Consider the following 23,365-nt stretch of genomic DNA (forward strand, 5'->3'; position numbering starts at 1 on the left):
GTTCTCATGGCGCCGCGTGCTGCGGCAGGGAAGTCAGGTGCTTGGTGCCGTCCGGGGTCTCGACGTAATGCAACCCGTCGGCGAGCAGCGCGGCGTCGTAATTGGCGGGCGGTTTTACCGACGGGTCCTGCTGGGTGATGTCCACATGCAGCTTGCGGACCTCCGGGCCCAGATCGCTGCGTAGATCGGCAATCCTTCGGATTGCACGCTCCGCGTTGTCGCTGCTGCCGGCGATGGAGAACACGCCTTGACCGTCGTAGCGAACGTTCAGATCGCGGTCGGCCAAAGTATCGCGCAGGGTTGCCAGCACCTCATCCACCACCAGCACATCGACCGTGACCGCATGTTGGTACCGGTGCAGTTGTACGCGCAGGCGTGCCGCATCCGCGCTGCTCGCCACCAAACCCTCGACGCGCACGCGCGTACCGACCTGTTCCACGCGCGCTTCGCGCAAGCCCAGCCGTTTCAGTACGGACCGGACCTGGTTGAGCTGGTTGTCCTGGCTGCGCGCGGGAGCGGCATCGGAGAGAAATGCCGGTAGCAGGGAGGGCAGCAGCGCTGCGGCGGCCAGCGCTAGCATGGCGCCCACCACTGCGCGCAGCGCAGTGCGCCTGGACTTGCGTGGTGGGGGTGTTGCCGGCGTCGCGGCTGGAGACAGCAACCGCTCCAGCAGCGCCACATCGTCCGGCCAATCGGCAGCAGCCCCGCCGACGCAAAGCACCAACGGACCAAAACGCACTGGATGCAGCGCAACAAACGGTGTCGTTGGCAACGCGTCGCTGCGATAACGAGCTTGACCATCTGCATCCACCTCGATGATGAGCGGGCCATCAGGCCAGTCTTCGATCCGGATCTCGGCCTGGGGATCGGCGCCTAACGTGTAGCTGCCTGGCTGCAAATCTAATCGCGCGCCGGCGTGTATTCCCGTCAGTATGCGAAGTTGCATGATCATGCACGAATCCCCTGAGCGGCCCCGTCTTGGTGTTCCATCAGTAGCGTGTTCAAACGTGTGACGCCACGCGCACAATCAGCGGGTCTGCGCGGCTTTCCCGCGCTGATCAGCATCAGCGGCAGCAGCAGGTTGTAGCTGCGCAGCGCCGGTGTGGGCTCCGGTTGCGCGCGTACCATCTCCGCCAGGCGTTTGCGCAGGGTGTCGACGCTTTCGGACAAGGTGCTCGCCTGGGCCGATTGCAGGTGCTCGCGCATCAACATCCAGACCATGGTGGTCAGCGATGCGGCGACCGGATGGGCAATGCCGATGTCACGCAACTCCACGAACGCGGCGGTGAGGGCGTGCCGTCTGACCGTCTGGTCGGCGGCGCGCGTTGCCGCATAGCGATCGATGACGGCCTGGACACCCGCACGCACATCCTCGTCCCAGTGTACCGGCGAGGCGCTTGGCCACGTCACTGCGTGCGGATCGCCGGCATGTGCGCGACCACCGGCGCCATGCTGATCGTCCTGACGTTGTCCCTGCTCCTGGGGCTGAGCGACTGCGATGCTGACGCGGCCGCGTAGCGCCGACACGCGCGCCGCTTCGGCATCTTCCTGGTCGGTGGCGTCGAGTTCGTCGTCCATGCCATCCAGCGACCGCATGCCGCGCCGCCGCCTGCGTGGCGGAGCGGGGCGCAGGCGGGGGGCATGATGGGGCGTGTCCGCCAGCGGCTGCGCGCCAGCTCCCGGCGCATCGGCATGGTGATGCGAGGCGCCGGGCGTGGCCGGCAGCGACGGCGGCACAGCGCCTGGGGAAATGCGCCGGATCATGGAAAGGCCGCCTGCATCAGCGCCTGGCCGAACTGCATGATCGCCGAGGCGCCCCAGGGCGCGGTGACCGCAATGGCAGCCACCACCACCACCAGCTTGAGCGCAAACGAAATCGACGCATCCTGCAACGACATCACTGCCTGGATGAAGGCAATCAGCAAGCCGGCAAGCGCGGCGACGCCGACCACGGGCAACGACACCTTGAGGCACAGCAACAAGGCTTCGGAGGTGAACCGCACCAGATCGTCATGGTCCATGGCGTCACCGATAACTCAAGACCAGTCCGTGGATCAGCATGGACCAGCCATCCAGCGCCACGAACAGCAGCAATTTGAACGGAATGGCCACATTGGTCGGCGTCACCTGCGAAAGACCCATTGCCATCAACGCATTGGCCACCACCAGATCGATCACGATGAAGACCAGATACAGCAGAAATCCGATGCGGAACGCCTCGGTCAGTTCGCTGAGCGTGAACGCCGGCGCCAGCACGAGCAGATCGTCCGGCTTGAGCGTGTCGGCCTTGTCCTTGGGCCAAATCTGCTGCGCCGAGCGCATGAAAAAAGCCTTTTCGCGCTCGCGCGTGTGCTTGAGCAGGAACTGCCGAAACGGTTCGCGGCAGGCGTCGAGCAGCACCACCACGCGGCTGTTGTCGGCACCGGGACTGTAGTTCTGCGCGGCCTTGAACGCCTCCATGCCCACCGGCGCCATCACAAAGCACGACACCAGCAAGGCGACGCCGTTGAGCACCATGTTGGGCGGCACCTGCTGCACACCGATGGCATTGCGCAGCAAGCCGAGCACGACCACGATCTTGGTGTAGGAGGTGACCACCATCGCTGCGAAGGGCAGCAAGCCCAGCATGATGACCACCAGCAGCAGCGAGCCGACATCAGGCATCTGCATGTGGAGTCTCCGACATGCTGAGGATCTGCACGCCGAGATGTTCGCCCACCGCCAGCAGCCTGCCGATGCCGATGGTCTGGCCATAGACGACAAGACGGATGTCGGCCTGGTCCACCGGCACCGACAGTTCAAGGATCTGGCCGGGCTGCAGGCCCGACAGCACTGACAGCGAGAGCGCAAGTTGGTCCACTTCCAGTTGGACAGGCAGCTCCAGTGCCGCCACATCGGCGGTGGACTGCGAGGGATCGGACTCGGGCGTATCGTGCTGCATGGCGGGGGCGGTCTCCAGAATCATCTGTTGCGGGTTCAGGTGTACCGGTGCGCGCAACACCGCACCTCCGGGGATGCCCCAGAGCAACTCGCCGCTACGCACCGGGGCCGGGCCAAGCGCGTGCAGCAGCACATCGCCCGGTCGTAGCGACTGCAGCAGCGTCGCCGCTGCCGTGCGCTGGCCAATGCGCAGGCGCGTGCTCAGCCGCAGTGCGCTCAGCCAGGCCGGCAGTGGCGATGGTGTCGCCAGCGCAGCGGTCGCGCTGTGCAGCGCGGCAAGCAGCAATGGGCTGGCGGTCTCCGCGATCGCGTCGATGTCGCCGAGGGCGATGCCAATGTCGAGGCAATTGGCCGCGTCCGCGCAGCGCTCGAAGGCGGCGACCTCGGCAGCGCCCAGTCCAAGCGGTGCGAAGGCGCGCAGCGCATCGCTCAACAGCACACCGGCGATCGCGGTGCGCAGGGCGGCATCGGCTTCGTTCAACAGCAGCGCCAGGCCGTCGCGTGCGGCGATCCGCAACTCCAGGGTGCCGCTATCGAACTGCAGCTGCAGGCGCGCCGCTTCCGCGGCCCGGATGCCGCGGCGTTGCGCGGTAAAGCCGCAGCGGCGCGTGGTACGCGGGTCGCACAGGATTCTGCCGAGCTGCGCGCGCGCAGCAGGCACGTGGGTCAGCGCTTGCGACAAGTCGCGTGCCGTTGGCGTCGGGCTCGGCTCGGTTGACAAAGCGGGGTCCCTCGATATGGCTGTTCTGCATGTGCGGCGCTAGACGACCTCGATGCTGATCTGCAGCGTGTCGCTGAGCGCGGCCTTCAATGCGGTATCCAGACGCTTTCTTCCATTGCAAAGTACCTCGCGCGTCTCGGGCGAGCCGCTGTCGAAGCGAAGCGATAGCTGGTCTGGCGAAAGCCGCAAGAACAGCGTGGTCTGCGGCAGGATGTCGTGGTTGATCTCCAGCCACGCCTCCCAGATCCCTGCGCCGCGCACCGGCGTGGCATTGCAGAATTCGGCCACCCGCAGCGCGATGTGGTGGATGGCCATCTGCGCGCGTTGGGTGCGGATCCACTCGGCGGCGATCTGCCGACCCAAGGCGTCGCTGTCGTCGCCTCGCGCGATCTGTCCACGATTGCCGTCATCCAGGCAGGGGGGCGCGCCTGGCAGCGGCGCAGCGTCGTGACCGTCGCTGGCAGCATCCGCATCGCCTGGCAGCGGCGGAGCGTCGTCGCCATTCTCCGGCACCACCATGTCCGGCAATCCGCGCAGCACGCTGCTCAGGCGTCGGCGCAGTTGCATGAAGCTGACACGCTGCGTCGCACGCGCCGGTGTGGGCGCTGCGTGCGGCGGCAACGGTGCACCGGCGATCGGCAGGATGCGCACGTGGCGGACCGGTGGCTTGCGCATCAGGCCACCACTCTGCCGATCGGCTGCAGCTGCACCTCTGCGCCCAGTTCCTGGAACGAATAGACCTCCAGCCAGTTCAGGCGCGCCTCGATCATGCGGCGCACATAACGCCGCACGTCCATCGATGCGACCACCGCCAGTGGATGCTGTGCCTGATCTGCGACGATGCGCTCCACCTGCTCGACCAGCTGGTTGGCCTGCTCCGGTGGCAGGGCCAGGAAATTGCCTGCCGGCGTGGCGCGAATCGACTGCCGGATCAACTGTTCCACCGCGTGGTCGAGCATCACCGCAGGCAGCTGCCCGGTGCCTGCGGTCGCAGTGTGCGCAAGATAGCGGCCGAGATCGCAGCGCACATACTCGGTCAGCATCAGCAGGTCCTTTTCCTTCGGTCCCCACACCACCAGGCTCTCCAGGATGCTCTTGATGTTGCGCACCGGGATGCGTTCTTCCAGCAGCCGCCGCAACACATCGGCGATGCGCTGGGCGGGCATGGCCTTGTTGACCTCTGCAACCAGCCCGGGATAGTCCGCGCTTACCTGTTCCAGCATCCACTGTGTTTCCTGGATGCCGACGAACAGATGCGCGCGTGCACGCAGCGGTGCGATCGCCTGTTGGGCCAGCGCCTTCTGCAGGTCTGCGGTATCGCTCAAGGCACTGCGGGTTTCCGGGACGTCGTGGATCAGTACTTCGTACTGCAGGTCCTGCAGGGCGTCGCTTTGCCAGATCGCAATGCCCGGAAACGGCAGGCCCAGCAGTTCCACCAACTGCCGGCGTTCGCACTCGATCGCCTGGTCCAGCAGTGCCGGGTCGAGCCGCGCAGCCAGTTGCGGCGACAGCCGCATCGACAGGGGCGAGGCGAAATCCGGCGCGCTCTTGCGGATGTGCGGTGCATCGCCCTTGGCGCCCTTGCGGCTGGTGGATGGCAGCGTGGGCTGATCGCTGCCGCTGACATCGCGTTGCTTGCGCCAGATCGTATAGCCGCCTGCGCCCACTGCCGCCGCCAGCAGCAGGAACAGCACCGCAGGAAATCCCGGAACGAACGCAAAGCAGGCCAGCAGCACGCTCGCCGCCATCAAGGCGCGCGCATTGCCGGTGAGCTGGCGGCCGATCTCGAGCCCGAGCGAGCTGGTCTTGGCCTCGTTCTCGTTGGCGACGCGGGTGATCATGACGCCGGCTGCCACCGAGATCAGCAGCGAGGCGATCTGCGAGACCATCGCATCGCCCACCGACAGGATCGCAAAGCGGTTGGCCGCCTCGCCTGCGCTCATGCCGTGATAGGTCACGCCCACCACGATGCCGGCCAGGATGTTCACCATGGTGATCACCAGGCCGGCGATGGCGTCGCCCTTGACGAATTTCATGGCGCCATCCATGCCACCGTGCAGCTGACTCTCGATCGCCAGCCGCGCGCGTTTGCTGCGTGCTTCGTCTGCGCTCAGGTTGCCGCCGCGCAGGTCGGCATCGATGCTCATCTGCTTGCCGGGCATCGCGTCCAGGGTGAAGCGCGCACCGACTTCCGCCACGCGCTCGGAACCCTTGGCGATCACGATGAACTGCACCGTGGTGATGATCAGGAACACCACCAGGCCCACCACCAGGTTGCCGCCGACCACCAGCTCGCCAAAGCTCTCGATGATGTGGCCGGCCTCGGCATGCAGCAGGATCGATTTTGTCGACGCGATGTTCAACGACAGCCGCAGCAGCGTGGTGAACAGCAGCAACGAGGGAAACGACGACAGCGAGATCGAGTCGGGCACGTACATCGTGACCATCAGCAACACCACGCTCAGGGTGATGTTGATGCCCAGCAGCGTGTCGATGAGCGGGGTGGGCAGCGGCAGGATCATCAAGCCGATGACCGCCACCACCAAGGCGGCGATCGCCACTTCACCGGTGTATGCGAAATACCGTGTCAGGCGCATGCGATCTCCTAGCAGGGCAGCGGACCGCTGCCGTCATCGTTGTCGCGGCCCAGCTCGTCGACCCAGCGCAGCACCACCGCCACCGTTTCGAACAGCGATTCGGGAACCGCCTCGCCCAGTTCGACCTGATGCAGCGCACGCGCCAATGGCGGGTTCGCCACGATCGGAATGCCCTGGTTGTGCGCGTAGGCACGTAGTTCCAGCGCACCGTCGTCCACTCCCTTGGCCACCACTTGCGGCAGACCGAAGCCGTCCGGTTCGTAGGCCAGCGCGACGGCGTAATGGGTCGGGTTGACCACCATCACCTTGGCCTTGGCGAGGCGCTCGCGCGGGTCGCCGAAGACCAGTTCCTTGGCGAATTCCTTGCGCTTTCCCTTCAATTCCGGATCGCCTTCGCTATCCTTGTGTTCGCGTTTCTGCTCGTCCTTGCTCATGCGTTTGTCGCGAATGAACAGCCAGTGCTGCACGCTCCAGTCCGCCGCGCCGACCAGCACGAATACCAGCACCGCCAGGGCGCACAGGATGCCCAGCGCACGCCAGCCGATCTGGGCGATGTCGGCCGTTGGCTGGTAGGCGAGCCCGATGATCGTCGGCATCAGTGCGCGCAGGCCGTACCACAGCACCACGCCGATCACCGCGGCCTTGATGCCCAATTTCAGCAGGTTGATGAGACTTCGCAACGAAAAGAGTTTTTTGACCCCGTTCACGGGATTGAGCGAATCGAACTTGGGCGTGACCGGTTTGAGCGAGGCATTGAGCCCGGTCTGCAGAAAGCTGCCGATCAATCCTGCGGCCAGGCATGCGACCACGAAGGGCAGCGTCAGCCACACGCCCTGGACGCCGATGCGACCGAGTGCGCGGTGCAAGGCGGTGGCATCGCGTGTATTGGCGCTGAAATCGAAGCCGATCGACATCAAGGCGCGCAGGTGTTCGACGAAATAACTGCCCGCCAGTTTCATCACCAACAACGCGGCCAGCAGCACGGCGGCGGCAGTGACGTCCGGGCTGACCGGCACTTCCCCATCCCTGCGCGCATCCTGCAGTTTTTTTTCTGTCGGCTTCTCGGTCTTCTCATCCGACATGGCGATCTCCGGCCGCGGTTGCTGCACGCCGATTCTGGTTGAGCCATCGCCAGGCGATCCGCTTCCAGGGCGAACGTGTGCGTGGGTGGACGAAGCACGATGTGTTTGTTCGCGATGGTATTCCGATGTTCGCTTCTGAAGAGCCTTGGTTGGCGCCGACGCGTACGTTACGCACGCATGCTGTCCACAGCCATTGAATGACGAGGTGCGGTATGGAAAAGATGGAATGTCCCGGTTCGGTCGTGAGTGGGCTGATCGAACTGATCACGGTGGGGCTGACGCACGAGAAACTCGAAGAGGCCGCAGCGGTACTGGCCGCCGTGCGGGTGCTGCGGCCGGAGCTGAAGGCGCTGGATACCTTCGATGCCTGGATCGCGATCAAGCGCGGCAGTTATCTGGAGGGTGCGCGCCTGTTGCGTGAGCTGGAGGCCGATGCCGGCTCCAAGCCACTGTGCAAGGCCTTGTACGCGTGCTGCCTGTTTGCGGTGGGCGACGCTTCGTGGCATGGCATTGCAGACAGCCTGATCGAAGAGGACACCGATGCCGACGCAGTTGGCCTGGTCAAGGCGCTGTCAGGACGCTACACGCCGGCACCCATGCAGGCGGAATCGGCGACCGAATCCGCCGCGCCGATGGAAGTTCCCAACGCGCAGTATCTGCGCGCCTGACCCGGACGTTACCCAGCCTGCGGAACATGCCATGACGCTCATTCCTCCTGTTGCCCCGATCACTGCCAGTTCCGGCCTGTCCACGCCCGCGATATCGCCGACGGCAGCGCCGAACCAGGCGCTCGTCAACCGCTTCCAGGCGCTGATGCAATCCTCCAGCCCGCTGCCGCCTGCCATGCAGCGCGTGGGAGAGCCCAGCATGGTGAGCCGGATGGTCGACGTGCAGAACGATGGCGTGCGCACCATCGCCGAGCATATCGATGCCTTCAGCATGCGGGCGCCGACCATGGGCCTGCAGGAAATGGCCTCGCAACAAATGAAGCTGATGCACGAGCTGACCATGGTCGGCTTCAACCTCAATGTCAGCGTCGGGGTGGCGCAGTCGGGCAAGAACGCCGTGCAGACTTTGTTCAAGAACCAATAGCATGCGAACGCTCAGATATCTGGTGGTGTTGCTGCTGGCACTGCTGCTGTCTGGCTGCGACCAGCAGCTGTATTCCGGGCTGACCGAGAACGACGCCAACGAGATGCTCGCCGTGCTGCTGACCGCCGATGTGGATGCGGAAAAGCGCACGCCCGACGACGGCAAGACCTGGGCGATCAACGCGCCGCATGACCAGGTGGCGTACGCGTTGCAGGTGCTGCGCGCGCATGGCATGCCGCACGCGCGGCACGCCAATCTCGGCGAGATGTTCAAGAAGGACGGCCTGATCTCCACACCCACCGAAGAACGCGTGCGCTTCATCTACGGCGTGTCGCAGCAGCTGTCGCAGACCCTGTCGAATATCGATGGCGTGATCGCGGCCGATGTGGAGATCGTGCTTCCCAACAACGACCCGCTGTCCACCTCGGTCAAACCCTCCAGCGCCGCGGTGTTCATCAAGTTTCGCGTCGGTAGCGATCTGACCAGCCTGGTGCCCAGCATCAAGACGCTGGTGATGCACAGCGTGGAAGGACTGACCTACGAGAACGTCAGCGTCACGCTGGTGCCAGGCGGGGCGGAAAGCGATGCGCAGCTCTCCGCATCGGCGCCTCCACGTGCCTGGGCGTGGCCATGGCTGGCCGGATGCGCGCTGGCGCTGTGCGTGGCGGTCGGTGCAGCAGCGCTGTATTGGTGGCCGAGCGCCGATGCACGCCGCTGGGGCGGCTGGCAGCGCCTGCGCGCGTTGTCCAGAAAACCTGCTGGGTGAGGCCGGCCGATGGACAAGGCACGCATCGACAACGCGGCACGGTGGCTTCAACGATGGACGGCGGTGGTGTCCGCCCTGGCGCAATCGCTGGAGGCAGAGCGGGTGGCGCACTGGCTGGGTCCGGTCGCTGCGTCGGGCTGGGAACGCGCGCCTGCGCAGCGCCGTGTGCGCGTGATCCAGGCCTGGTCGGGATGCTTGTGCATGCAGGTCTCTGCGCTGGATTCGCCGGCCAACCAGCTGGTGGTGCTGGCGCCCGACCTGCTCGCCAAGGTATTGATGAGCCGCGCGTTGTTTTCGCGCGCACTGGCGCTGCGCCGCTGCATCGAGCGCGAGCGCCTGAGCTGGTTCGAGCAGCGGGTGGGGCCGGCGGTACTTGAGCATGTGCGCCATCGCGCGGTCACCGGCATGACAGCGCCACTGTTGCCGCGCGATGCCGACCAGGCGGCATGGGTCGGCGATGGCTGGCGTCGGTTGGCGGCCGATGGGGCCTGGCCCGACCCGTGCATCGCCAACGTGATCGCGCTGTCCTTGCCGCTAGGCGCTGCCCAGGTGGCGCCCATCGCTGCAGATGGCGCGAGCGATGCATTCCTGCAGGCGCTTCCCACCTTGTTGCCGGAGCTGCCATGCGCCTGTGGCTGAGGTCCACGCCGGAGGCGGTCGGCCTGGACGGCGACGTCATCCCCCGTGAGGCATTGGCCCGTGTGCTGGAACTGGACGCCGCGGCTGCACAGGTGCACGCGCGTTGCGCGCAGACGCTGGCGGACGCCCAGACGCGTGCGCAGGCGCTGATCGACGACGCCCGGCAGCAGGCCGAGGCGATCCTCAACGATGCCCGGGACAAGGCCGAGCGCAGCGCACGGTTGGGCTATGCCGCCGGCCTGCGCCGTCAGCTCGACACGTGGAACGAGCGCGGCGTGCGGCATGCCTTCGCGGCCGAGGACGCCGCACGGCGCGCACGCGAGCGTCTGGCCGGGATCGTCGCGCATGCCTGCGCACAGGTCCTGCACGGTCACGATCCCGCTGCGCTGTACGCACGCGCCGCCCAGGCGCTGGACGGCGCCCTGGACGAGGCCAGGGCCTTAAGGGTGAGCGTGCATCCGGATGCGCTGGACGACGCGCGGCGCGCCTTCGATGCGGCCGCGGCGGCCGCAGGCTGGCCCATGCCGGTGGAACTGTGCGGTGATGCGGGTCTGGCCCTGGGCGCCTGTGTGTGCGAATGGGATACCGGCGTGTTCGAGGCCGATCTGCACGATCAGCTCCGCAGCATCCAGCGGGTGATCCGCCGCGTCCTGGCCGCGCCGCAGGCGGTGCAAGATGACGGTTGAGATGCCGCTGCTGGAGGAAACGCTCGAGCGCGAACTGGCTGCGCTGGCCTTCGGTCGTCGCTACGGCAAGGTGGTCGAGGTGATCGGCACCATGCTCAAGGTCGCCGGGGTGCAGGTCAGCCTGGGCGAGGTGTGCGAGTTGCGCCAGCGCGACGGCAGGCTGCTGCAGCGTGCCGAGGTGGTGGGCTTCAGCCGCAATCTTGCCTTGCTGGCGCCGTTTGGCGAACTGGTGGGCTTGTCGCGCGAGACACGCGTGATCGGATCGGGCCACCCATTGGCGGTGCCGGTCGGGTCGGCGTTGCTGGGACGCGTGCTCGATGGCCTGGGCGAGCCGGCGGACGGCCAGGGGCCGCTCGCCGGCGACGGCTGGGTCCGGATCCAGGCGCAGGCGCCGGATCCGATGCGCCGGCGCCTGATCGAACAACCGATGCCGACCGGTGTGCGCATCGTCGATGGCCTGATGACGCTGGGCGAAGGCCAGCGCATGGGCATTTTCGCCGCGGCAGGCGTCGGCAAGAGCACCTTGATGGGCATGTTCGCGCGCGGCACGCAGTGCGATGTCAATGTGATCGTGCTGATCGGCGAACGCGGACGCGAAGTGCGTGAGTTCATCGAGATGATTCTTGGCCAGGACGGTCTGGCGCGCAGCGTGGTGGTGTGCGCCACCTCCGATCGTTCCTCCATCGAGCGCGCCAAGGCCGCCTATGTCGGCACCGCCATCGCCGAATATTTTCGCGATCAGGGCATGCGCGTTCTGCTGATGATGGACTCGCTGACGCGCTTTGCCCGCGCGCAACGCGAGATCGGTCTGGCCGCCGGCGAGCCGCCCACGCGTCGTGGATTTCCGCCATCGGTGTTCGCCGAGCTGCCCCGCCTGCTCGAACGTGCCGGCATGGGCGAGACCGGCTCGATCACCGCGTTTTACACCGTGCTGGCCGAGGACGATACCGGCAGCGATCCGATCGCCGAAGAAGTGCGCGGCATCCTGGATGGCCATCTGATTCTGTCGCGTGAGATCGCCGCCAAGAACCAGTACCCGGCCATCGATGTGCTGGGAAGCCTGAGCCGGGTGATGAGCCAGATCGTGTCTGCCGAGCAACGCCAGTACGCAGGACAGCTGCGGCGTCTGCTGGCCAAGTACAACGAAGTGGAAACCTTGTTGCAGGTCGGCGAATACCGCCAGGGCAGCGATGCGGTCGCCGACGAGGCGATCGCCAGGATCGATGCCATTCGCGACTTCCTCAGCCAGCCCACCGACCAGCTCAGCGACTACGACACCACCCTGGAGCAGCTTGCCGGCGTGATCGACGATGCGTGAGCGAGCCAGCATCTGGACCACGTTGCAGCAGCTGAAGACGCGCCGTCATGAACGGATGCAGGACCGTCTGGGCGACTGCAGGCGCGCGCTGGCGCAGTGCGACCGCGAATGCGCCAGTTGCAGTCAGGAGGCCAGCGCCTGCACCGCGCGTCTGGCCGCATTCGATGCCACGCTGGCCGACAGGGCCGGCGCGGGTGAGCCGATCGGCATCGAGACGATCCTGCAGCACCAGCGCTTCCGCGCCGTGCTGGAAGAGCGCTGCCGCGCCGCAGAGCAGGCGCTGGTCGCAGCGACGCAGGCGTTACAGAACGCACGCGACGAGGCCGCAGCGGTGCAACAGGCCGTGAGCAAGCTGCAGGCGCAGGCGCAGATGTATGCGGAAAACGCCGCCAGCGCGCAGCGTGCCTGGCAAGCCCAACGCGAAGCGGCCGAGGAGGAAGACGCGATCGAGGCGTTGGTCGGGCTGCGCCGGCATCGTGCCGCGCGCGGAGTGGGGCAATGAACGACACCGCCAACGCGCTGCTGGCGCTGTCATCCCAGGGCGTGTCGCTGCTGACCCTGCTGGCGTTGTGCGGAGTGCGCGTGTTCGTGATGTTCTTCGTGCTGCCGGCCACGGCGCAGGACAGCCTTCCGGGGATGGCGCGCAACGGCGTGATCTATGTGCTCAGTTCCTTCATCGCCTACGGACAGCCGGCCGATGCGCTGGCCAGGATCGAAGCGACCGGCCTGGTGGGCCTGGTATTCAAGGAAGCCTTCATCGGCCTGCTGATCGGGTTTGCCGCATCCACGGTGTTCTGGGTTGCCGAGAGCGTGGGCCTGCTCATCGACGATGTGTCCGGCTACAACAACGTCCAGATGACCAACCCGCTGAGCGGCGAGCAGAGTACGCCGGTGTCCACGGTGTTGATGCAGCTGGCGATCGTGTCCTTCTACGCGCTGGGCGGCATGCTGATGCTGCTCGGTGCGCTGTTCGAATCGTTCCGTTGGTGGCCGCTGAGCCAGCTCACGCCGGACATGGGAGCGGTCGCCGAGTCCTTCGTCATCCAGCAGACCGACGACATGATGACCGCAATGGTCAAGCTGTCTGCGCCGGTGATGTTGGTGCTGGTGCTGGTGGATCTGGCCATCGGCTTTGTGGCCCGCGCCGCCGACAAGCTGGAACCATCGAACCTGAGCCAGCCGATCCGTGGGGTACTGGCATTGCTGCTGCTCGCATTGCTGACCAGCGTGTTCATTACGCAATCCGGTGACGCACTCGGCTTCCTCCATTTCCAGCAGCAGTTGCACGATGCCGCCAACATCGGCGGCAAAGGGGGCGCCGCGAATTGATCATTGTTGAGACATCCACTGCCGTGCGCTGCCTACACTGACCGCACGCGCCACCGATGCACTGCCCGACGCCGTGTCTGCAGCCCGGCTGCACGCGGCACGCAATCCCGGCCGACGCCTGCCTGCCGGGCGCCACCCCATCGACTTCTTTCACTTGCCTCGCAGAGGGAACGCCATGGCATATGCCTGTCCTCCAGTTCACCGCAATCGACGTGCGCCATTGGCCGCCGCGTTGTTGCTCAGCCTGCTGCCGCTGCTGCCGCCGCGTGCCGATGCCGCGCAGGTGCCGTGGCATTCGCGCAGCTTCAAATACGTCGCCGACCACAAGGATCTCAAGGAAGTGCTGCGCGACCTGTCCGCCAGCCAATCCATCACCACCTGGATTTCACCGGAAGTGACCGGCACGCTCAGTGGCAAGTTCGAGGCCAGCCCGCAGAAATTCCTCGACGATTTGTCTGCGACATTCGGCTTCGTCTGGTATTACGACGGTGCGGTGCTCAGGATCTGGGGCGCCAATGAAACCAAGAATGCAACCTTGAATCTGGGCGCTGCGTCGACGACTGCCTTGCGCGATGCGCTTGCGCGCATGCGCCTGGACGATCCGCGCTTTCCGGTCCGTTACGACGAGGCGGCGCACGTGGCGGTGGTGTCCGGCCCGCCGGGGTATGTGGATACCGTCGCCGCGATCGCCAGACAGGTCGAGCAGGGCGCACGCCAACGCGACGCCACGGAGGTGCAGGTGTTCCAGCTGCATTATGCGCAGGCCGCCGATCACAGCACCCGCATCGGTGGGCAGGACGTCCAGGTGCCGGGCATGGCCAGCCTGTTGCGCAGCATGTACGGCGTGCGTGGCGCTCCTACCGCGGCGCTGCCCGGGCCGGGCGCCAATTTCGGGCGGGTGCAACCGATCGGCGGCGGCTCGTCCAATACGTTCGGCAACAGTGCTCAGGGCCAGAACGGCGGCGGCAGTGGTAACAACGGCATTCTCGGTTTGCCTGCGTCGTGGTTCGGCGGTGGCTCGCCGTCCGATCGGGTGCCGGTCAGCCCGCCGTTGCCGGGCACTGGCACCAGTGCGCCGGCCAGCGTCTGGCCGGAGATGAGCCAGGCCCGGCGCGACACGCCGCTGGCGGTGGATGCAGGCAGCGGCGGCGAGCTGGCCTCCGACGCGCCGGTGATCGAGGCCGACCCGCGCACCAACGCCATTCTGATTCGCGACCGCCCCGAGCGGATGGCGGCCTATGGCACGTTGATCCAGCAGCTCGACAACCGCCCCAAGCTGCTGCAGATCGATGCCACCATCATCGAGATCCGCGATGGCGCCATGCAGGATCTGGGCGTGGACTGGCGTTTTCACAGCCGGCGTGTCGACGTGCAGACCGGCGACGGGCGTGGCGGCCAGCTTGGCTACGATGGCACCCTGAGCGGTGCAGCGGCGGCAGGTGCCAGCGCTCCGTTGGGCGGCACCTTGACGGCGGTCCTGGGAGATGCGGGACGTTACCTGATGACGCGTGTGTCGGCGCTGGAGCAGACCAACAAGGCCAAGATCGTCTCCACCCCGCAGGTGGCGACGCTGGACAACGTGGAAGCGGTGATGGATCACAAGCAGCAGGCATTCGTGCGTGTCAGCGGCTACGCATCCGCGGACCTCTACAACCTGTCCGCCGGTGTGTCGCTACGCGTTCTGCCAAGTGTGGTGCCGGGCTCGGCCAACGGACAGATGCGCCTGGATGTGCGCATCGAAGACGGGCAGCTGGGCGCCAACACCGTCGATGGCATCCCCGTCATCACCTCCAGCGAGATCACCACGCAGGCATTCGTCAACGAGGGGCAGAGCCTGCTGATCGCCGGTTATGCTTCCGATAGCGACCAGACCGATCTGAACAAGGTGCCCGGGTTGTCCAAGATTCCACTGGTCGGCAACCTGTTCAAGCATCGCCAGCAGAGCGGGTCGCGGCTGCAGCGCTTGTTCCTGCTGACCCCGCATATCGTCTCGCCCTGAGCAGCGCCTCGAGGGGCTGCCGATGCTGTTGAAACGTGCAGGCTGCCGCGTGGACCGGCAGCCTGCACGCATTGCCCATCAGGCCTGGCCGGTAATGCTCGACAGGTTGGCATTGAAACCGCCACCCAGACTGTTGCCGCCCAGGCTGCTGCCTAGCGAACCGCCACCGCCCATGCCGGCGCCGCCCTGGTTCTGCATCAGCTGCATCACGATCTGCATCAGCATCTGCGTCAACGGACTCAGGCCCTGCTGACCGTCCTGCGGCTGGTCGTTTCCGCATTCCTGATTGGCATCGCTGCCCTGGCTCTGTTGAAGCATCATCATGATGAACATGGCGAGCAATTGATCCAGCTGCTGCTCGGAGCCAGCCGAGGACGCGCGCTGACCTGAGTTCTGCGTTTGCTGGGGCCCGACGCCCATCGTCTGCACGTTGCTGAAATTCGAAAAGTTGGTTCCGATAGATGAGTCCATGGTGGTTCCCGTCTCATGTGGTTGACTGGGTACATCGCGGTTGCCGGAAAGCTGCAACGGCAAGCTCGCAACAGGGACGCTGTGTTGCCCCGTCGGCAAGGTAGAAGAGGCAAGCGCGATGCATCTGCCAGGACGCGAAAGTGCGCTTTTGCTTGCGAACGTGAGGATGGCGAAATCTCGGGAAAGCACTGGAAAACAGCTGCGTTGCAACGCTGCACGCGGTGCTTTCGCTTATGTCATAGACGCTTCGTCCAGCATGTGCCGACGTATGCACAGCACCGTTATGGTGGCGCGATCGAGCGGGGGACGTTGGATCAACCGGGGATGCGTGTCCACTCCGCCGCGTTGCTGGAATCAACGACGATCAGGTGACAGAGATGACAGAGACCGATACGCCGACCACGTGTGCGTCTGCGCACGGCACGGGGACGTGGCATCCACAGCATTGGGCCACGCTCTCCAGCAACATGCCCGCAGACGAGCGATGGTGCGCGCTCCAGGCCAGCCATGCTGTCGCGCCTCGGCGACGCGCGTGGCTTGCGGCGGCGTTGCTGTGTGCCGCGCCGCTCGCACACGCAGACTGTTTTGAAGAAGCCGCCGGTTATCAACACGTCAATCCCTGGGTATTACGCGCCATTGCGTGGCAGGAATCCCGGGGCCGTGCCGACGCGATCCACCGCAACAACAACGGCACCATTGATTATGGAAAAATGCAGATCAATTCGATCCACCTGCGACGTCTTTCCAGCTACGGCATCTCCAGGGATGCGTTGATGCAGCCGTGCGTCAGCGTGTATGTGGCGGCCTGGCGGCTGCGAGAGATGACCAATAAATATGGAAATACCTGGGCTGCCGTCGGCGCCTATCATTCCGAAACGCCCGCCGAGCGCGACAAGTATGCGCATGCCATTCACGCGATTCTGACCAGGCGCGGGGTGGTTGCCGAGTAACGCTATTGCACGCGGCGGTGGCGCACTGCGTTGCTGGTCTGCCCGCATCGCGTGCCCAAAAGGAAGTGCCGTGGGCATACACACCACGCCCGCCGGATGGCGAGCGCGGTGGTTTGATCGCCGTGCTTACCCGGCCTGCGAGCGAATCGCCTCGGCTGCGCGAACGGCCCCATCGGCCTGCCAGGTAGCGCCGATGGTCTTGTACTGCATGCCGGCTGCCACGCCGGACACCGTATTGGAGAGCAGCCCGCTGCGTGCGGGCGACAGCCCGACCCAGGCGCCGATCATGTTGATGGCGGTACCAAGCGCGATATTGGAATTGATGGCGGCCGTGCGTGCGACCGAGTGATCCATGACCCGCTCGTAATCCTCGCGCTTGCCTTTCCATTCGGGCTCCCAGATCTGCTTCGTCCCGGCCTGGTCGGCTTCGTGCTGGGTGACATTGATCCAGTCCGCCGTTTCCAGGCCGACATTCAAGGCCGCCGTCATCGCCGATTGACGCAAGATGATGCTGGTCGCCTCGCCTTGGGTGAAAGGCGAGTTCAGGCCGGCCCAGCGTTGCCGGGCCGCTGCAAAGTCCGGCGACGCCAGCTCGTTCGATGCCAGGTTGGCCAGCACGTTGGCCATGCCGTAGAACCTGCCGGCGCTGGTGATGTGCGGATCGCTGATGCCACCATTGGAGCGGGCCGGGTGCTGCATTCCCACCATCTTGAAGGTGGCCTGGATGGTGTCGCGGGCTGCGGCATACGCGGCGATCTTCAGGTCGCTGGCCAGCAGCCTGGCCGCCATCTCCGGTTGGCCGGATGCCTTGCCGGCCGCACCCACGGCGATGTTGCTCAGGATGCCGCCCAGCGCGAGCCGGGTGACCAGATCCGAGTAATGTTGCTGCTCGGTTCTCTTGTTCTCCTGTTCGTCGCTGGATAAGGCATCCCACTGTTCGAGACTGAGATTGTGGAAGCCTCGCGCAGCCGCGTCAGGATTGCGTTTCTCGCGGTTGCTCCGCAGCGTATGCAGCGCCATCTGCAGCGTGCCGGCGACGGCCTGCATGGCGACCACCGCCTCGGGTGGAAGCTGGCGAAGAGCGGCAAACAATCCCTCGCCCAGCAACTCACGCGCAAATGTGGTCGGTCCCACGGAGCTGGCCTGGTGCACCAGATGCCCCAGCGCAGCACCCAGGTACTGTCCGTCGAATTTGATCGGGAGTATGCCGCGCGCTGCCGCCGCCACCGCGGTGGCGGTCGGTCCAAGGACGGTGCTTGCGCCACGCACTGCACCGGTCCCGATCGATGCAGCCAGCGCACCCAGGCGCTCGCTACGTGTCGTTGCGGCGGTGGCTGCTGATGTGTGCTCCGGCGGATCGTGTGGTGCAGCCTGTTGGTGGGGGATGGAAGACGGGTCTGGTGGTGCAAAGGAGTCGTCGGCGTCGAAGAAGTGCTCGCTGGTGCTTTCTTCGCCATGCAGTATCGACGCGCTAGCGGCATGCAGCAGCGGGCTCTTGCCGGTGTGCTGGGCTCCGTCCGCAGCGCTGCCAGATCCGGTGCTGCGTTGCGAGTTGCTGCGTCGTCCAGACGGCCTGCGAGGCAGGCCCGCCAGTGCAGGGTCTGCCGTCGTTGCTGGCGTCTGGTTGCGCTGTTGCAGCGGCGGCATGTCAATCACAACGTCTTTATGCGTCGATTGCGATGGCTGGGAAGCACTGGCTGAGGGGATCTTCATCACGGCATGTCCTCGCTGTGGGGGGGGAAGGGCGGCGCGCTGCCGCCGGGCTTGCTGGGCTGCCGACGTGCGGCGTTGACAGCCAGCACATCATTCGACGGACGCATGGCGGTGCCAGCCTCGGTTGCAGCGCAGGCGGCGCCGGTGGCCGGCGACGCGTCGATCGAGGCGTCGCCCGGCCGACGCGGCACGCAGACACGGTCTGGCGCACGTGCCGTCATCAACGATCCGGTCAACGACAGTGCGAACTTTCCAGCGTGCAGTCGCAGTGCTTGGACGCGCCCCGGCATCCACGGCCACCGTGTGTGGCATGCGTCATCGTCGTCAGTGATTCGAAAATGACATCACACCGAAGATCGGGGACGCTTCAACTGCGAAATGATCATTCCGCAACGGAATAAAGCATTCCTTGTGCCGATGAAATGTGTCTGCCATTGGCCGTGCCTTCGCCTACCCGAGCACACCGTTGTGCTCGCAGCGACGACCACCGTCGAATTGAATTCTCCAAAAAAAAGGCCAGCGTGATTTGGATCGCCGCTGCTGCAGTGTCACGCATGTTGGCAGGGCGCCAATGATGGGCCTTCGCGCCCATACCCATCGGTGCGGATGGCTCGGTAGTGCGGCAGATATCTTGAATGCTCACTGCAGGAGTGCGGCGACTGATGGGGTTGCTCCTGCATGTTCTCCAGTTGGTTATTCAAATCAGCAGGATGGAGATATCCCGAAGGACGCGCCGCAAATGCGAACGTGGGATCTGCGCCCGGGCTTGCCGCTCCTGTAGCGTTGGCTGACGCCGCCGAGCTCCATCCTTATGTCCGTATGCACCACTCGACGCCAGCTGCTGCGTGGCGCGGGCACACTTGCCTTGCTCGCGCGCATTCCCGCCGGCTGGGCATTGCCGGCCGGTCCGGCACGGCCGCCCGGCTTCATCGATGCATTGATCGCACGCATGAGCGTGGAGGAAAAAGCGGGCCAGCTCAGCCTGTTCAGTTCGGCGCAGCAGGATGGCAAGGCGATCGTCGCCAATCCACTCACGCGCACTGCCGATGGGAGCGCGCAACTGGCTGCCGCCCGCGCCGGACGGCTGACCGGAGTGTTCAACGGTTCCAACGTACGCTGGCATCAGCAACTTCAGCAGGCCGCGCTGCAGAGCCGGTTGCGGATTCCGCTGTTGTTCGCCGCCGATGTGATCCACGGCTACACCACCGTGTTCCCGGTGCCGTTGGCCGAAGCAGCCAGCTTCGAGCCGGCGCTGGCACAGCGCACTGCGCGTGCCGCGGCGAGGGAGGCCAGTGCGGTCGGTCTGGACTGGACCTTCGCGCCCATGGTGGATATCGCCCGCGATGCACGTTGGGGCCGTGGCGTGGAAGGCGCCGGCGAAGACGTGCTGCTGGCACGGCTGTTTGCGCAGGCACGGGTACGTGGCTTTCAGGGCGATGCGGGGCTGGCCCATCCCGAGGCGATGGCTGCCTGCCCCAAACACTTCGCCGCCTATGGTGCGGCCGAGGGTGGGCTGGATTATAACCGCGTGGATGTGTCCGAACGGACCCTGCGCGAGGTGTATTTCCCGCCGTTCCAGGCAGCGTTTGCCGCCGGCGCGGTCACGACCATGGCCGCCTTCAACGAACTGTCGGGCATTCCCGCCACGGCCAATGCGTGGCTGCTGGATACGACGTTGCGCCAGGAATGGGGCTATCCCGGCCTGGTGGTGTCCGACTTCCAGGCCGACCAGGAACTGATTGCGCACGGCGTTGCGGTCGATGGGCGTGACGCGGCAAGGCTGGCCTTCCTGGCCGGGGTGGATATCAGCATGGAAAGCGGCCTGTATCTGCAGCACCTGCCGGCCCTGGTTGCCGCAGGTGATGTGCCGATGGCACGGCTGGATGCGTCGGTAAGACGCGTGCTGGAATTCAAGGCGGCGCTGGGGCTGTTCGACGACCCGTTCCGGCGCATCCGGCCCGCACGGGCGCAGTCATCGCAGCGCACCACCGACACCTTGGCACTGGCCCGCGAAGCCGCCTGCAAATCGGTGGTATTGCTCAAGAACGATGGCGAGCTGCTGCCATTGCGCCGCAGCGGGCAGCGCATTGCCTTGATCGGGCCGATGGCGCGCGACTGGATCAACCACGCCGGGCCATGGAGCCTGTTCGACGAGGAGGACAGGCGCAACACGCTGGCCGCCGCACTGGCGAATGCGTTGCAGGATCCGCAGTTACTGCAGGTGGTGGACGGCTGCGACTTTGACCAGGCACTGCCGGGCGGCGTGCAGGCCGCGGTGGCGGCCGCCAGCGGTGCCGATGTCGCGCTGCTGGCGATCGGCGAACCGTTGAGCTACTCGGGCGAAGCGCAATCGCGCAGTGAGATCTGCATCCCCGAGCCGCAGCGACAGTTGCTGGCGGCAGTCGTCGCCACCGGCACGCCTGTCGTGGTCCTGCTGAGCACCGGTCGCGCGCTTGCGCTGGAGGGGCCGGTGCTTGGCTGCGCGGCGATCCTGGTGACCTGGTTTCTGGGCTCTGCCGCCGGCGTTGCAGTGGCCGACATCCTGTTTGGTGCACAGGCACCGTCCGGCCGTTTGCCGGTGAGTTTCCCGCATGCGCTCGGGCAGGTGCCGTACACCTATGCCCACCCACCCACCGGCCGTCCCACTCCGCAGCCGGACGACCTGGAGCCTTACACCACGCATTACCGGACGGCGCCCAATGCGGCGCTGTTTCCGTTTGGCCACGGGCTCACCTATGGGCGCATCGCCTATGCCGAGCTGAGCTTGAGCGATGCGCGCCTGCCAGCCGACGGCAGCCTGCGCATCAGCGCACGCATCTACAACCACGGCACGCGCGATGCGGACGAAGTGGTGCAACTGTATGTCCGCGACCGCAGCGCCAGCGTCACCCGGCCGGTGCGCGAGCTGAAGGATTTCCGCAAGCTCACGGTGCCTGCAGGCGGCAGTGCGCCGGTGGAGTTCGTGCTGCGGCGTGCGGACCTGTTGTTCATCGGCCAGGCGTTGAAACCGACGGTGGAGCCGGGGGTGTTCGATGTGTGGGTTGCGCCATCGGCTGAAGCTGCAGGCGTGACGGCGAGCTTCGAATTGGTGGAGTGAACCGGCGTGCGGTGTTGCCTGCGCACCCGGGCAGACGTGGTCGAGGAGCGCGGCCGGGGATATCTGCCGGAGCATGATGTCGCCGGGCCACGTTCCATGGTTGGCGCAGGAGGATCCCTACCGAATGATGGCGCCGGAATCGGGTGCGCGGGCGGTGAGGGCGGCCGCAGGCACCGGAGACAGCGCCATCGCCGCCCTGCAGCTGCCTGCCGGTGCGTCCCCGCTCAGCTCAGCCAGCTGCTGCAGGTGCTGGTGGTCTTGCCGTCGCAGCTGGCCTGCATCTTCTGCTGCAGGCGCGCCAGCACCGCGTCGCCTTGCTGGCGATGCTGCCTGCTCCAGGTCTTGAGCGCGCTGCCCAGCGCCTGGATGCCCTGCCGGTTACGCCGACCGTAGCGATCCGGCTGGCCTGCCACTTCGGCGATCACCTGCGCGCCGGCGGATTCGACGGCAGCGGTGTCCTGCGGGGTGAGCCGGAGCACTCCATCGGCATACCGCAACGCCGACTCCACACGCGTTGCAGGGCCCTGAGATCCTTCGTAGGACTTTTTCAACCACGTCACCGCCGTCTTCGGATCGTTGCGTTCCTCGGCGAGATAGGCCAGGAACTGCATGTAGTGATAAGGCGTCTTGCTACGCGTCAGTTCGCCCAGCAGCAGTTGTTCTGCACCGGCGTTGTCGCCTGTTGCGTCCAGCAGCTCCGCGGCTCCGGCGATGACGGACTCACGTTCTTCGTCGGTCTTTGCCGCCTGCACAGCCCATTGCACGCGCTGGCGAACGGTGTCGAGCACCGCTGCCGGTAGCGGTGGTTGCGGCTTCGTTGGCGCGCTGTCGGATGTTTGACCTTGTGCCAGGCGAGCGAGATCGACCTGTGTGGAGGCCGTGATCATCCTGTCCGCGATCGGAAGCGTGGCGTCGGCGTAGACCGTGTCCAGCGCCTGATTCAGCGCCAGGGAGAGGGCGGCGCGCTCGCCAGGGTCGTTGGTGGATGCCACCACCAGGCGCGGCGCAAAGCGGCTCAGCTCACTGCGATTGGCGCGCACTTCCGCCGGGTCGGCCAGCACCGTCTTCAACAACGCCAGATGCGCCGGGCTGGTCACCGGCGGCGTTGGTGCAATGGACAGCGCCAGCAGCGCGAACCTGCGCTGCAATGCGGGCTGCGGCGCGGAGGCGGCCAAATGCTCAAGCACCTCGCTTGCACTGTGCGTTCTTGCCGGCTCGCGCGCCATGCCCCACCACTCGTAGCCGGCCAGCAGGGTCCAGTCGTCGGCGCTCAGTTCCTTCGGCGTCTGCAATGCCCGCTCGAGCAGCTGCTCCGAGGTCGTGGTCCGTGTGGCAGCCACCCGCAGCGCGTCGGTCAGGCGGGCATTGTCGCTATAACCGGCCAGGCGCGTGATCTGGCTGCGATCCGGGCGCAGCACGATGATGGTTGGATATGCCTTGACGCTAAAGTGATCGCCCCACTTCTGGGCATCTGCAAGGTCCGCGTTCAGATGCACCACCACGAATTTGTGCGTCAATGCGATGAAGGCAGGATCCTTGAACAAGGTGGCCTGCAGCCGGTTGCACGGTGGGCACCAGATGGCGCCCCAATAAAGCATCAGTGGCTTGCCGCTCTGCCTGGCCTCGGCAAAGGCACCCTCGACGTCCCCTTCGCGCCAGGCGATGCCGGCGCTGGCGGCAGCTGGGGCAGCGGTCCGGGTCTGCGCCGGCGGTGCTGGTGTGTCCGGCTTGCCGCAGCCGGTCAGGCTTGCCAGCACCGCCAACAGCGCGATCGATAAGGGCCAAGGGCGCTGGAATGACAGCAGCATGAGAAATCACCAGTGAGAGCGGGGAGGATCGAATGACTGAGCGCGCGGCATTGCGCCTGCGCTCGATGACGTCACGCCCTATTTAGCGCCGCCGGCAATCCGGCAGCGTCACTGGATGCGAAGTGGCGTTGGCGCCAGCGCAGCGATGCGAGTCAAA

Annotated in this window: 22 protein-coding genes; 11 read left to right on the top strand and 11 right to left on the bottom strand. The window is 65.9% G+C overall.

Annotated elements, in window-relative coordinates:
• Window positions 1-4: 4 nt before the first annotated feature.
• The 8 genes from hrpD5 to sctU form a co-directional block, all read right to left on the bottom strand.
• Complete coding sequence (hrpD5, locus tag CPBF1521_RS02445) at window positions 5-952, bottom strand: HrpD5 family protein (protein ID WP_115675789.1); 948 nt, start codon at window positions 950-952, stop codon at window positions 5-7.
• Entirely contained in the window at window positions 949-1,764 is an 816-nt protein-coding gene (locus CPBF1521_RS02450) for a 4-hydroxyphenylacetate catabolism regulator HpaA (protein ID WP_115675790.1), read from the bottom strand. Before CPBF1521_RS02450 ends, hrpD5 begins: the two co-directional genes overlap by 4 nt.
• A complete protein-coding gene (gene sctS, locus CPBF1521_RS02455) occupies window positions 1,761-2,021 on the bottom strand; it encodes a type III secretion system export apparatus subunit SctS (protein WP_002802878.1) in 261 nt (86 codons plus the stop codon). Before sctS ends, CPBF1521_RS02450 begins: the two co-directional genes overlap by 4 nt.
• A 4-nt stretch (window positions 2,022-2,025) precedes the next feature.
• A complete protein-coding gene (gene sctR / locus CPBF1521_RS02460; RefSeq protein WP_104583496.1) occupies window positions 2,026-2,670 on the bottom strand; it encodes a type III secretion system export apparatus subunit SctR in 645 nt (214 codons plus the stop codon).
• Window positions 2,657-3,610, bottom strand: coding sequence for a type III secretion system cytoplasmic ring protein SctQ (gene sctQ / locus CPBF1521_RS02465; RefSeq protein ID WP_181901130.1), 954 nt, complete (start codon window positions 3,608-3,610; stop codon window positions 2,657-2,659). The genes sctR and sctQ overlap by 14 nt, the downstream gene beginning before the upstream one ends.
• Before the next feature lie 90 nt (window positions 3,611-3,700).
• Complete coding sequence (sctP, locus tag CPBF1521_RS02470; RefSeq protein ID WP_181901077.1) at window positions 3,701-4,336, bottom strand: type III secretion system protein SctP; 636 nt, start codon at window positions 4,334-4,336, stop codon at window positions 3,701-3,703.
• The gene (locus tag CPBF1521_RS02475; protein ID WP_115675791.1) at window positions 4,336-6,258 is read right to left on the bottom strand and encodes an FHIPEP family type III secretion protein; all 1,923 of its coding nucleotides are present in this window, start codon (window positions 6,256-6,258) and stop codon (window positions 4,336-4,338) included. Before CPBF1521_RS02475 ends, sctP begins: the two co-directional genes overlap by 1 nt.
• 8 nt (window positions 6,259-6,266) lie before the next feature.
• Window positions 6,267-7,340, bottom strand: a complete 1,074-nt coding sequence (gene sctU / locus CPBF1521_RS02480) for a type III secretion system export apparatus subunit SctU (protein ID WP_115676491.1) — start codon at window positions 7,338-7,340, stop codon at window positions 6,267-6,269.
• Between the two features lie 212 nt (window positions 7,341-7,552).
• Here sctU and CPBF1521_RS02485 point away from each other — a divergent pair, with 212 nt between their 5' ends.
• From CPBF1521_RS02485 to sctC, 9 genes are all read left to right on the top strand, one after another.
• Window positions 7,553-8,008 carry an HrpB1 family type III secretion system apparatus protein gene (locus CPBF1521_RS02485; RefSeq protein ID WP_115675792.1) on the top strand — a complete coding sequence of 152 codons (456 nt, stop codon included), beginning with the start codon at window positions 7,553-7,555 and terminating at the stop codon, window positions 8,006-8,008.
• Between the two features lie 31 nt (window positions 8,009-8,039).
• Entirely contained in the window at window positions 8,040-8,432 is a 393-nt protein-coding gene (locus CPBF1521_RS02490; protein ID WP_115675793.1) for a type III secretion protein HrpB2, read from the top strand.
• A gap of 1 nt (window position 8,433) precedes the next feature.
• Entirely contained in the window at window positions 8,434-9,198 is a 765-nt protein-coding gene (gene sctJ / locus CPBF1521_RS02495) for a type III secretion system inner membrane ring lipoprotein SctJ (protein WP_115675794.1), read from the top strand.
• A 9-nt stretch (window positions 9,199-9,207) separates the two neighbouring features.
• Entirely contained in the window at window positions 9,208-9,837 is a 630-nt protein-coding gene (locus tag CPBF1521_RS02500; protein ID WP_115675795.1) for a type III secretion protein HrpB4, read from the top strand.
• Window positions 9,822-10,523: a type III secretion system stator protein SctL gene (gene sctL, locus CPBF1521_RS02505; RefSeq protein WP_115675796.1), complete on the top strand. Its 702-nt coding sequence runs from the start codon at window positions 9,822-9,824 to the stop codon at window positions 10,521-10,523. Before CPBF1521_RS02500 ends, sctL begins: the two co-directional genes overlap by 16 nt.
• On the top strand, window positions 10,513-11,841 hold the full coding sequence (gene sctN / locus CPBF1521_RS02510) for a type III secretion system ATPase SctN (protein ID WP_115675797.1): 1,329 nt from the start codon (window positions 10,513-10,515) through the stop codon (window positions 11,839-11,841). The genes sctL and sctN overlap by 11 nt, the downstream gene beginning before the upstream one ends.
• On the top strand, window positions 11,834-12,343 hold the full coding sequence (locus CPBF1521_RS02515) for a type III secretion protein HrpB7 (protein ID WP_115675798.1): 510 nt from the start codon (window positions 11,834-11,836) through the stop codon (window positions 12,341-12,343). Before sctN ends, CPBF1521_RS02515 begins: the two co-directional genes overlap by 8 nt.
• Window positions 12,340-13,170, top strand: coding sequence for a type III secretion system export apparatus subunit SctT (gene sctT / locus CPBF1521_RS02520; RefSeq protein WP_115675799.1), 831 nt, complete (start codon window positions 12,340-12,342; stop codon window positions 13,168-13,170). The genes CPBF1521_RS02515 and sctT overlap by 4 nt, the downstream gene beginning before the upstream one ends.
• A gap of 175 nt (window positions 13,171-13,345) precedes the next feature.
• A complete protein-coding gene (gene sctC, locus CPBF1521_RS02525) occupies window positions 13,346-15,169 on the top strand; it encodes a type III secretion system outer membrane ring subunit SctC (RefSeq protein ID WP_115675800.1) in 1,824 nt (607 codons plus the stop codon).
• Window positions 15,170-15,247: 78 nt separating this feature from the next.
• Here sctC and xopA read toward each other — a convergent pair whose 3' ends face one another.
• On the bottom strand, window positions 15,248-15,640 hold the full coding sequence (gene xopA / locus CPBF1521_RS02530; protein WP_104583507.1) for a XopA/Hpa1 family type III secretion system protein: 393 nt from the start codon (window positions 15,638-15,640) through the stop codon (window positions 15,248-15,250).
• A 377-nt stretch (window positions 15,641-16,017) separates the two neighbouring features.
• Between xopA and CPBF1521_RS02535 the strand changes: the two genes are divergently transcribed.
• On the top strand, window positions 16,018-16,590 hold the full coding sequence (locus tag CPBF1521_RS02535) for a lytic transglycosylase domain-containing protein (RefSeq protein WP_235858384.1): 573 nt from the start codon (window positions 16,018-16,020) through the stop codon (window positions 16,588-16,590).
• Window positions 16,591-16,716: 126 nt separating this feature from the next.
• On the opposite strand, the gene CPBF1521_RS21445 is transcribed toward CPBF1521_RS02535, so the two are convergent.
• Window positions 16,717-17,859, bottom strand: a complete 1,143-nt coding sequence (locus CPBF1521_RS21445; protein WP_235858385.1) for a hypothetical protein — start codon at window positions 17,857-17,859, stop codon at window positions 16,717-16,719.
• Between the two features lie 1,255 nt (window positions 17,860-19,114).
• Between CPBF1521_RS21445 and CPBF1521_RS02555 the strand changes: the two genes are divergently transcribed.
• Complete coding sequence (locus tag CPBF1521_RS02555; protein WP_115675804.1) at window positions 19,115-21,400, top strand: glycoside hydrolase family 3 N-terminal domain-containing protein; 2,286 nt, start codon at window positions 19,115-19,117, stop codon at window positions 21,398-21,400.
• 224 nt (window positions 21,401-21,624) lie between these two features.
• Here the strand turns inward: CPBF1521_RS02555 and CPBF1521_RS02560 are convergent, their stop codons facing one another.
• Complete coding sequence (locus CPBF1521_RS02560; protein ID WP_115675805.1) at window positions 21,625-23,208, bottom strand: thioredoxin family protein; 1,584 nt, start codon at window positions 23,206-23,208, stop codon at window positions 21,625-21,627.
• Window positions 23,209-23,365 lie beyond the last annotated feature (157 nt).

It is taken from the genome of Xanthomonas euroxanthea (assembly GCF_900476395.1).
GTDB lineage: Bacteria > Pseudomonadota > Gammaproteobacteria > Xanthomonadales > Xanthomonadaceae > Xanthomonas > Xanthomonas euroxanthea.

What these genes read in the sequence shown, in the direction of transcription:
- hrpD5 (WP_115675789.1), bottom strand. Translation starts at nt 952, where the DNA reads ATGATCATGCAACTTCGCATACTGACGGGAATACACGCCGGCGCGCGA.
- CPBF1521_RS02450 (WP_115675790.1), bottom strand. Translation starts at nt 1,764, where the DNA reads ATGATCCGGCGCATTTCCCCAGGCGCTGTGCCGCCGTCGCTGCCGGCC.
- sctS (WP_002802878.1), bottom strand. Translation starts at nt 2,021, where the DNA reads ATGGACCATGACGATCTGGTGCGGTTCACCTCCGAAGCCTTGTTGCTG.
- sctR (WP_104583496.1), bottom strand. Translation starts at nt 2,670, where the DNA reads ATGCAGATGCCTGATGTCGGCTCGCTGCTGCTGGTGGTCATCATGCTG.
- sctP (WP_181901077.1), bottom strand. Translation starts at nt 4,336, where the DNA reads ATGCGCAAGCCACCGGTCCGCCACGTGCGCATCCTGCCGATCGCCGGT.
- CPBF1521_RS02475 (WP_115675791.1), bottom strand. Translation starts at nt 6,258, where the DNA reads ATGCGCCTGACACGGTATTTCGCATACACCGGTGAAGTGGCGATCGCC.
- sctU (WP_115676491.1), bottom strand. Translation starts at nt 7,340, where the DNA reads ATGTCGGATGAGAAGACCGAGAAGCCGACAGAAAAAAAACTGCAGGAT.
- CPBF1521_RS02485 (WP_115675792.1), top strand. Translation starts at nt 7,553, where the DNA reads ATGGAAAAGATGGAATGTCCCGGTTCGGTCGTGAGTGGGCTGATCGAA.
- CPBF1521_RS02490 (WP_115675793.1), top strand. Translation starts at nt 8,040, where the DNA reads ATGACGCTCATTCCTCCTGTTGCCCCGATCACTGCCAGTTCCGGCCTG.
- sctJ (WP_115675794.1), top strand. Translation starts at nt 8,434, where the DNA reads ATGCGAACGCTCAGATATCTGGTGGTGTTGCTGCTGGCACTGCTGCTG.
- CPBF1521_RS02500 (WP_115675795.1), top strand. Translation starts at nt 9,208, where the DNA reads ATGGACAAGGCACGCATCGACAACGCGGCACGGTGGCTTCAACGATGG.
- sctL (WP_115675796.1), top strand. Translation starts at nt 9,822, where the DNA reads ATGCGCCTGTGGCTGAGGTCCACGCCGGAGGCGGTCGGCCTGGACGGC.
- sctN (WP_115675797.1), top strand. Translation starts at nt 10,513, where the DNA reads ATGACGGTTGAGATGCCGCTGCTGGAGGAAACGCTCGAGCGCGAACTG.
- CPBF1521_RS02515 (WP_115675798.1), top strand. Translation starts at nt 11,834, where the DNA reads ATGCGTGAGCGAGCCAGCATCTGGACCACGTTGCAGCAGCTGAAGACG.
- sctT (WP_115675799.1), top strand. Translation starts at nt 12,340, where the DNA reads ATGAACGACACCGCCAACGCGCTGCTGGCGCTGTCATCCCAGGGCGTG.
- sctC (WP_115675800.1), top strand. Translation starts at nt 13,346, where the DNA reads ATGGCATATGCCTGTCCTCCAGTTCACCGCAATCGACGTGCGCCATTG.
- xopA (WP_104583507.1), bottom strand. Translation starts at nt 15,640, where the DNA reads ATGGACTCATCTATCGGAACCAACTTTTCGAATTTCAGCAACGTGCAG.
- CPBF1521_RS02535 (WP_235858384.1), top strand. Translation starts at nt 16,018, where the DNA reads ATGACAGAGACCGATACGCCGACCACGTGTGCGTCTGCGCACGGCACG.
- CPBF1521_RS02555 (WP_115675804.1), top strand. Translation starts at nt 19,115, where the DNA reads ATGTCCGTATGCACCACTCGACGCCAGCTGCTGCGTGGCGCGGGCACA.
- CPBF1521_RS02560 (WP_115675805.1), bottom strand. Translation starts at nt 23,208, where the DNA reads ATGCTGCTGTCATTCCAGCGCCCTTGGCCCTTATCGATCGCGCTGTTG.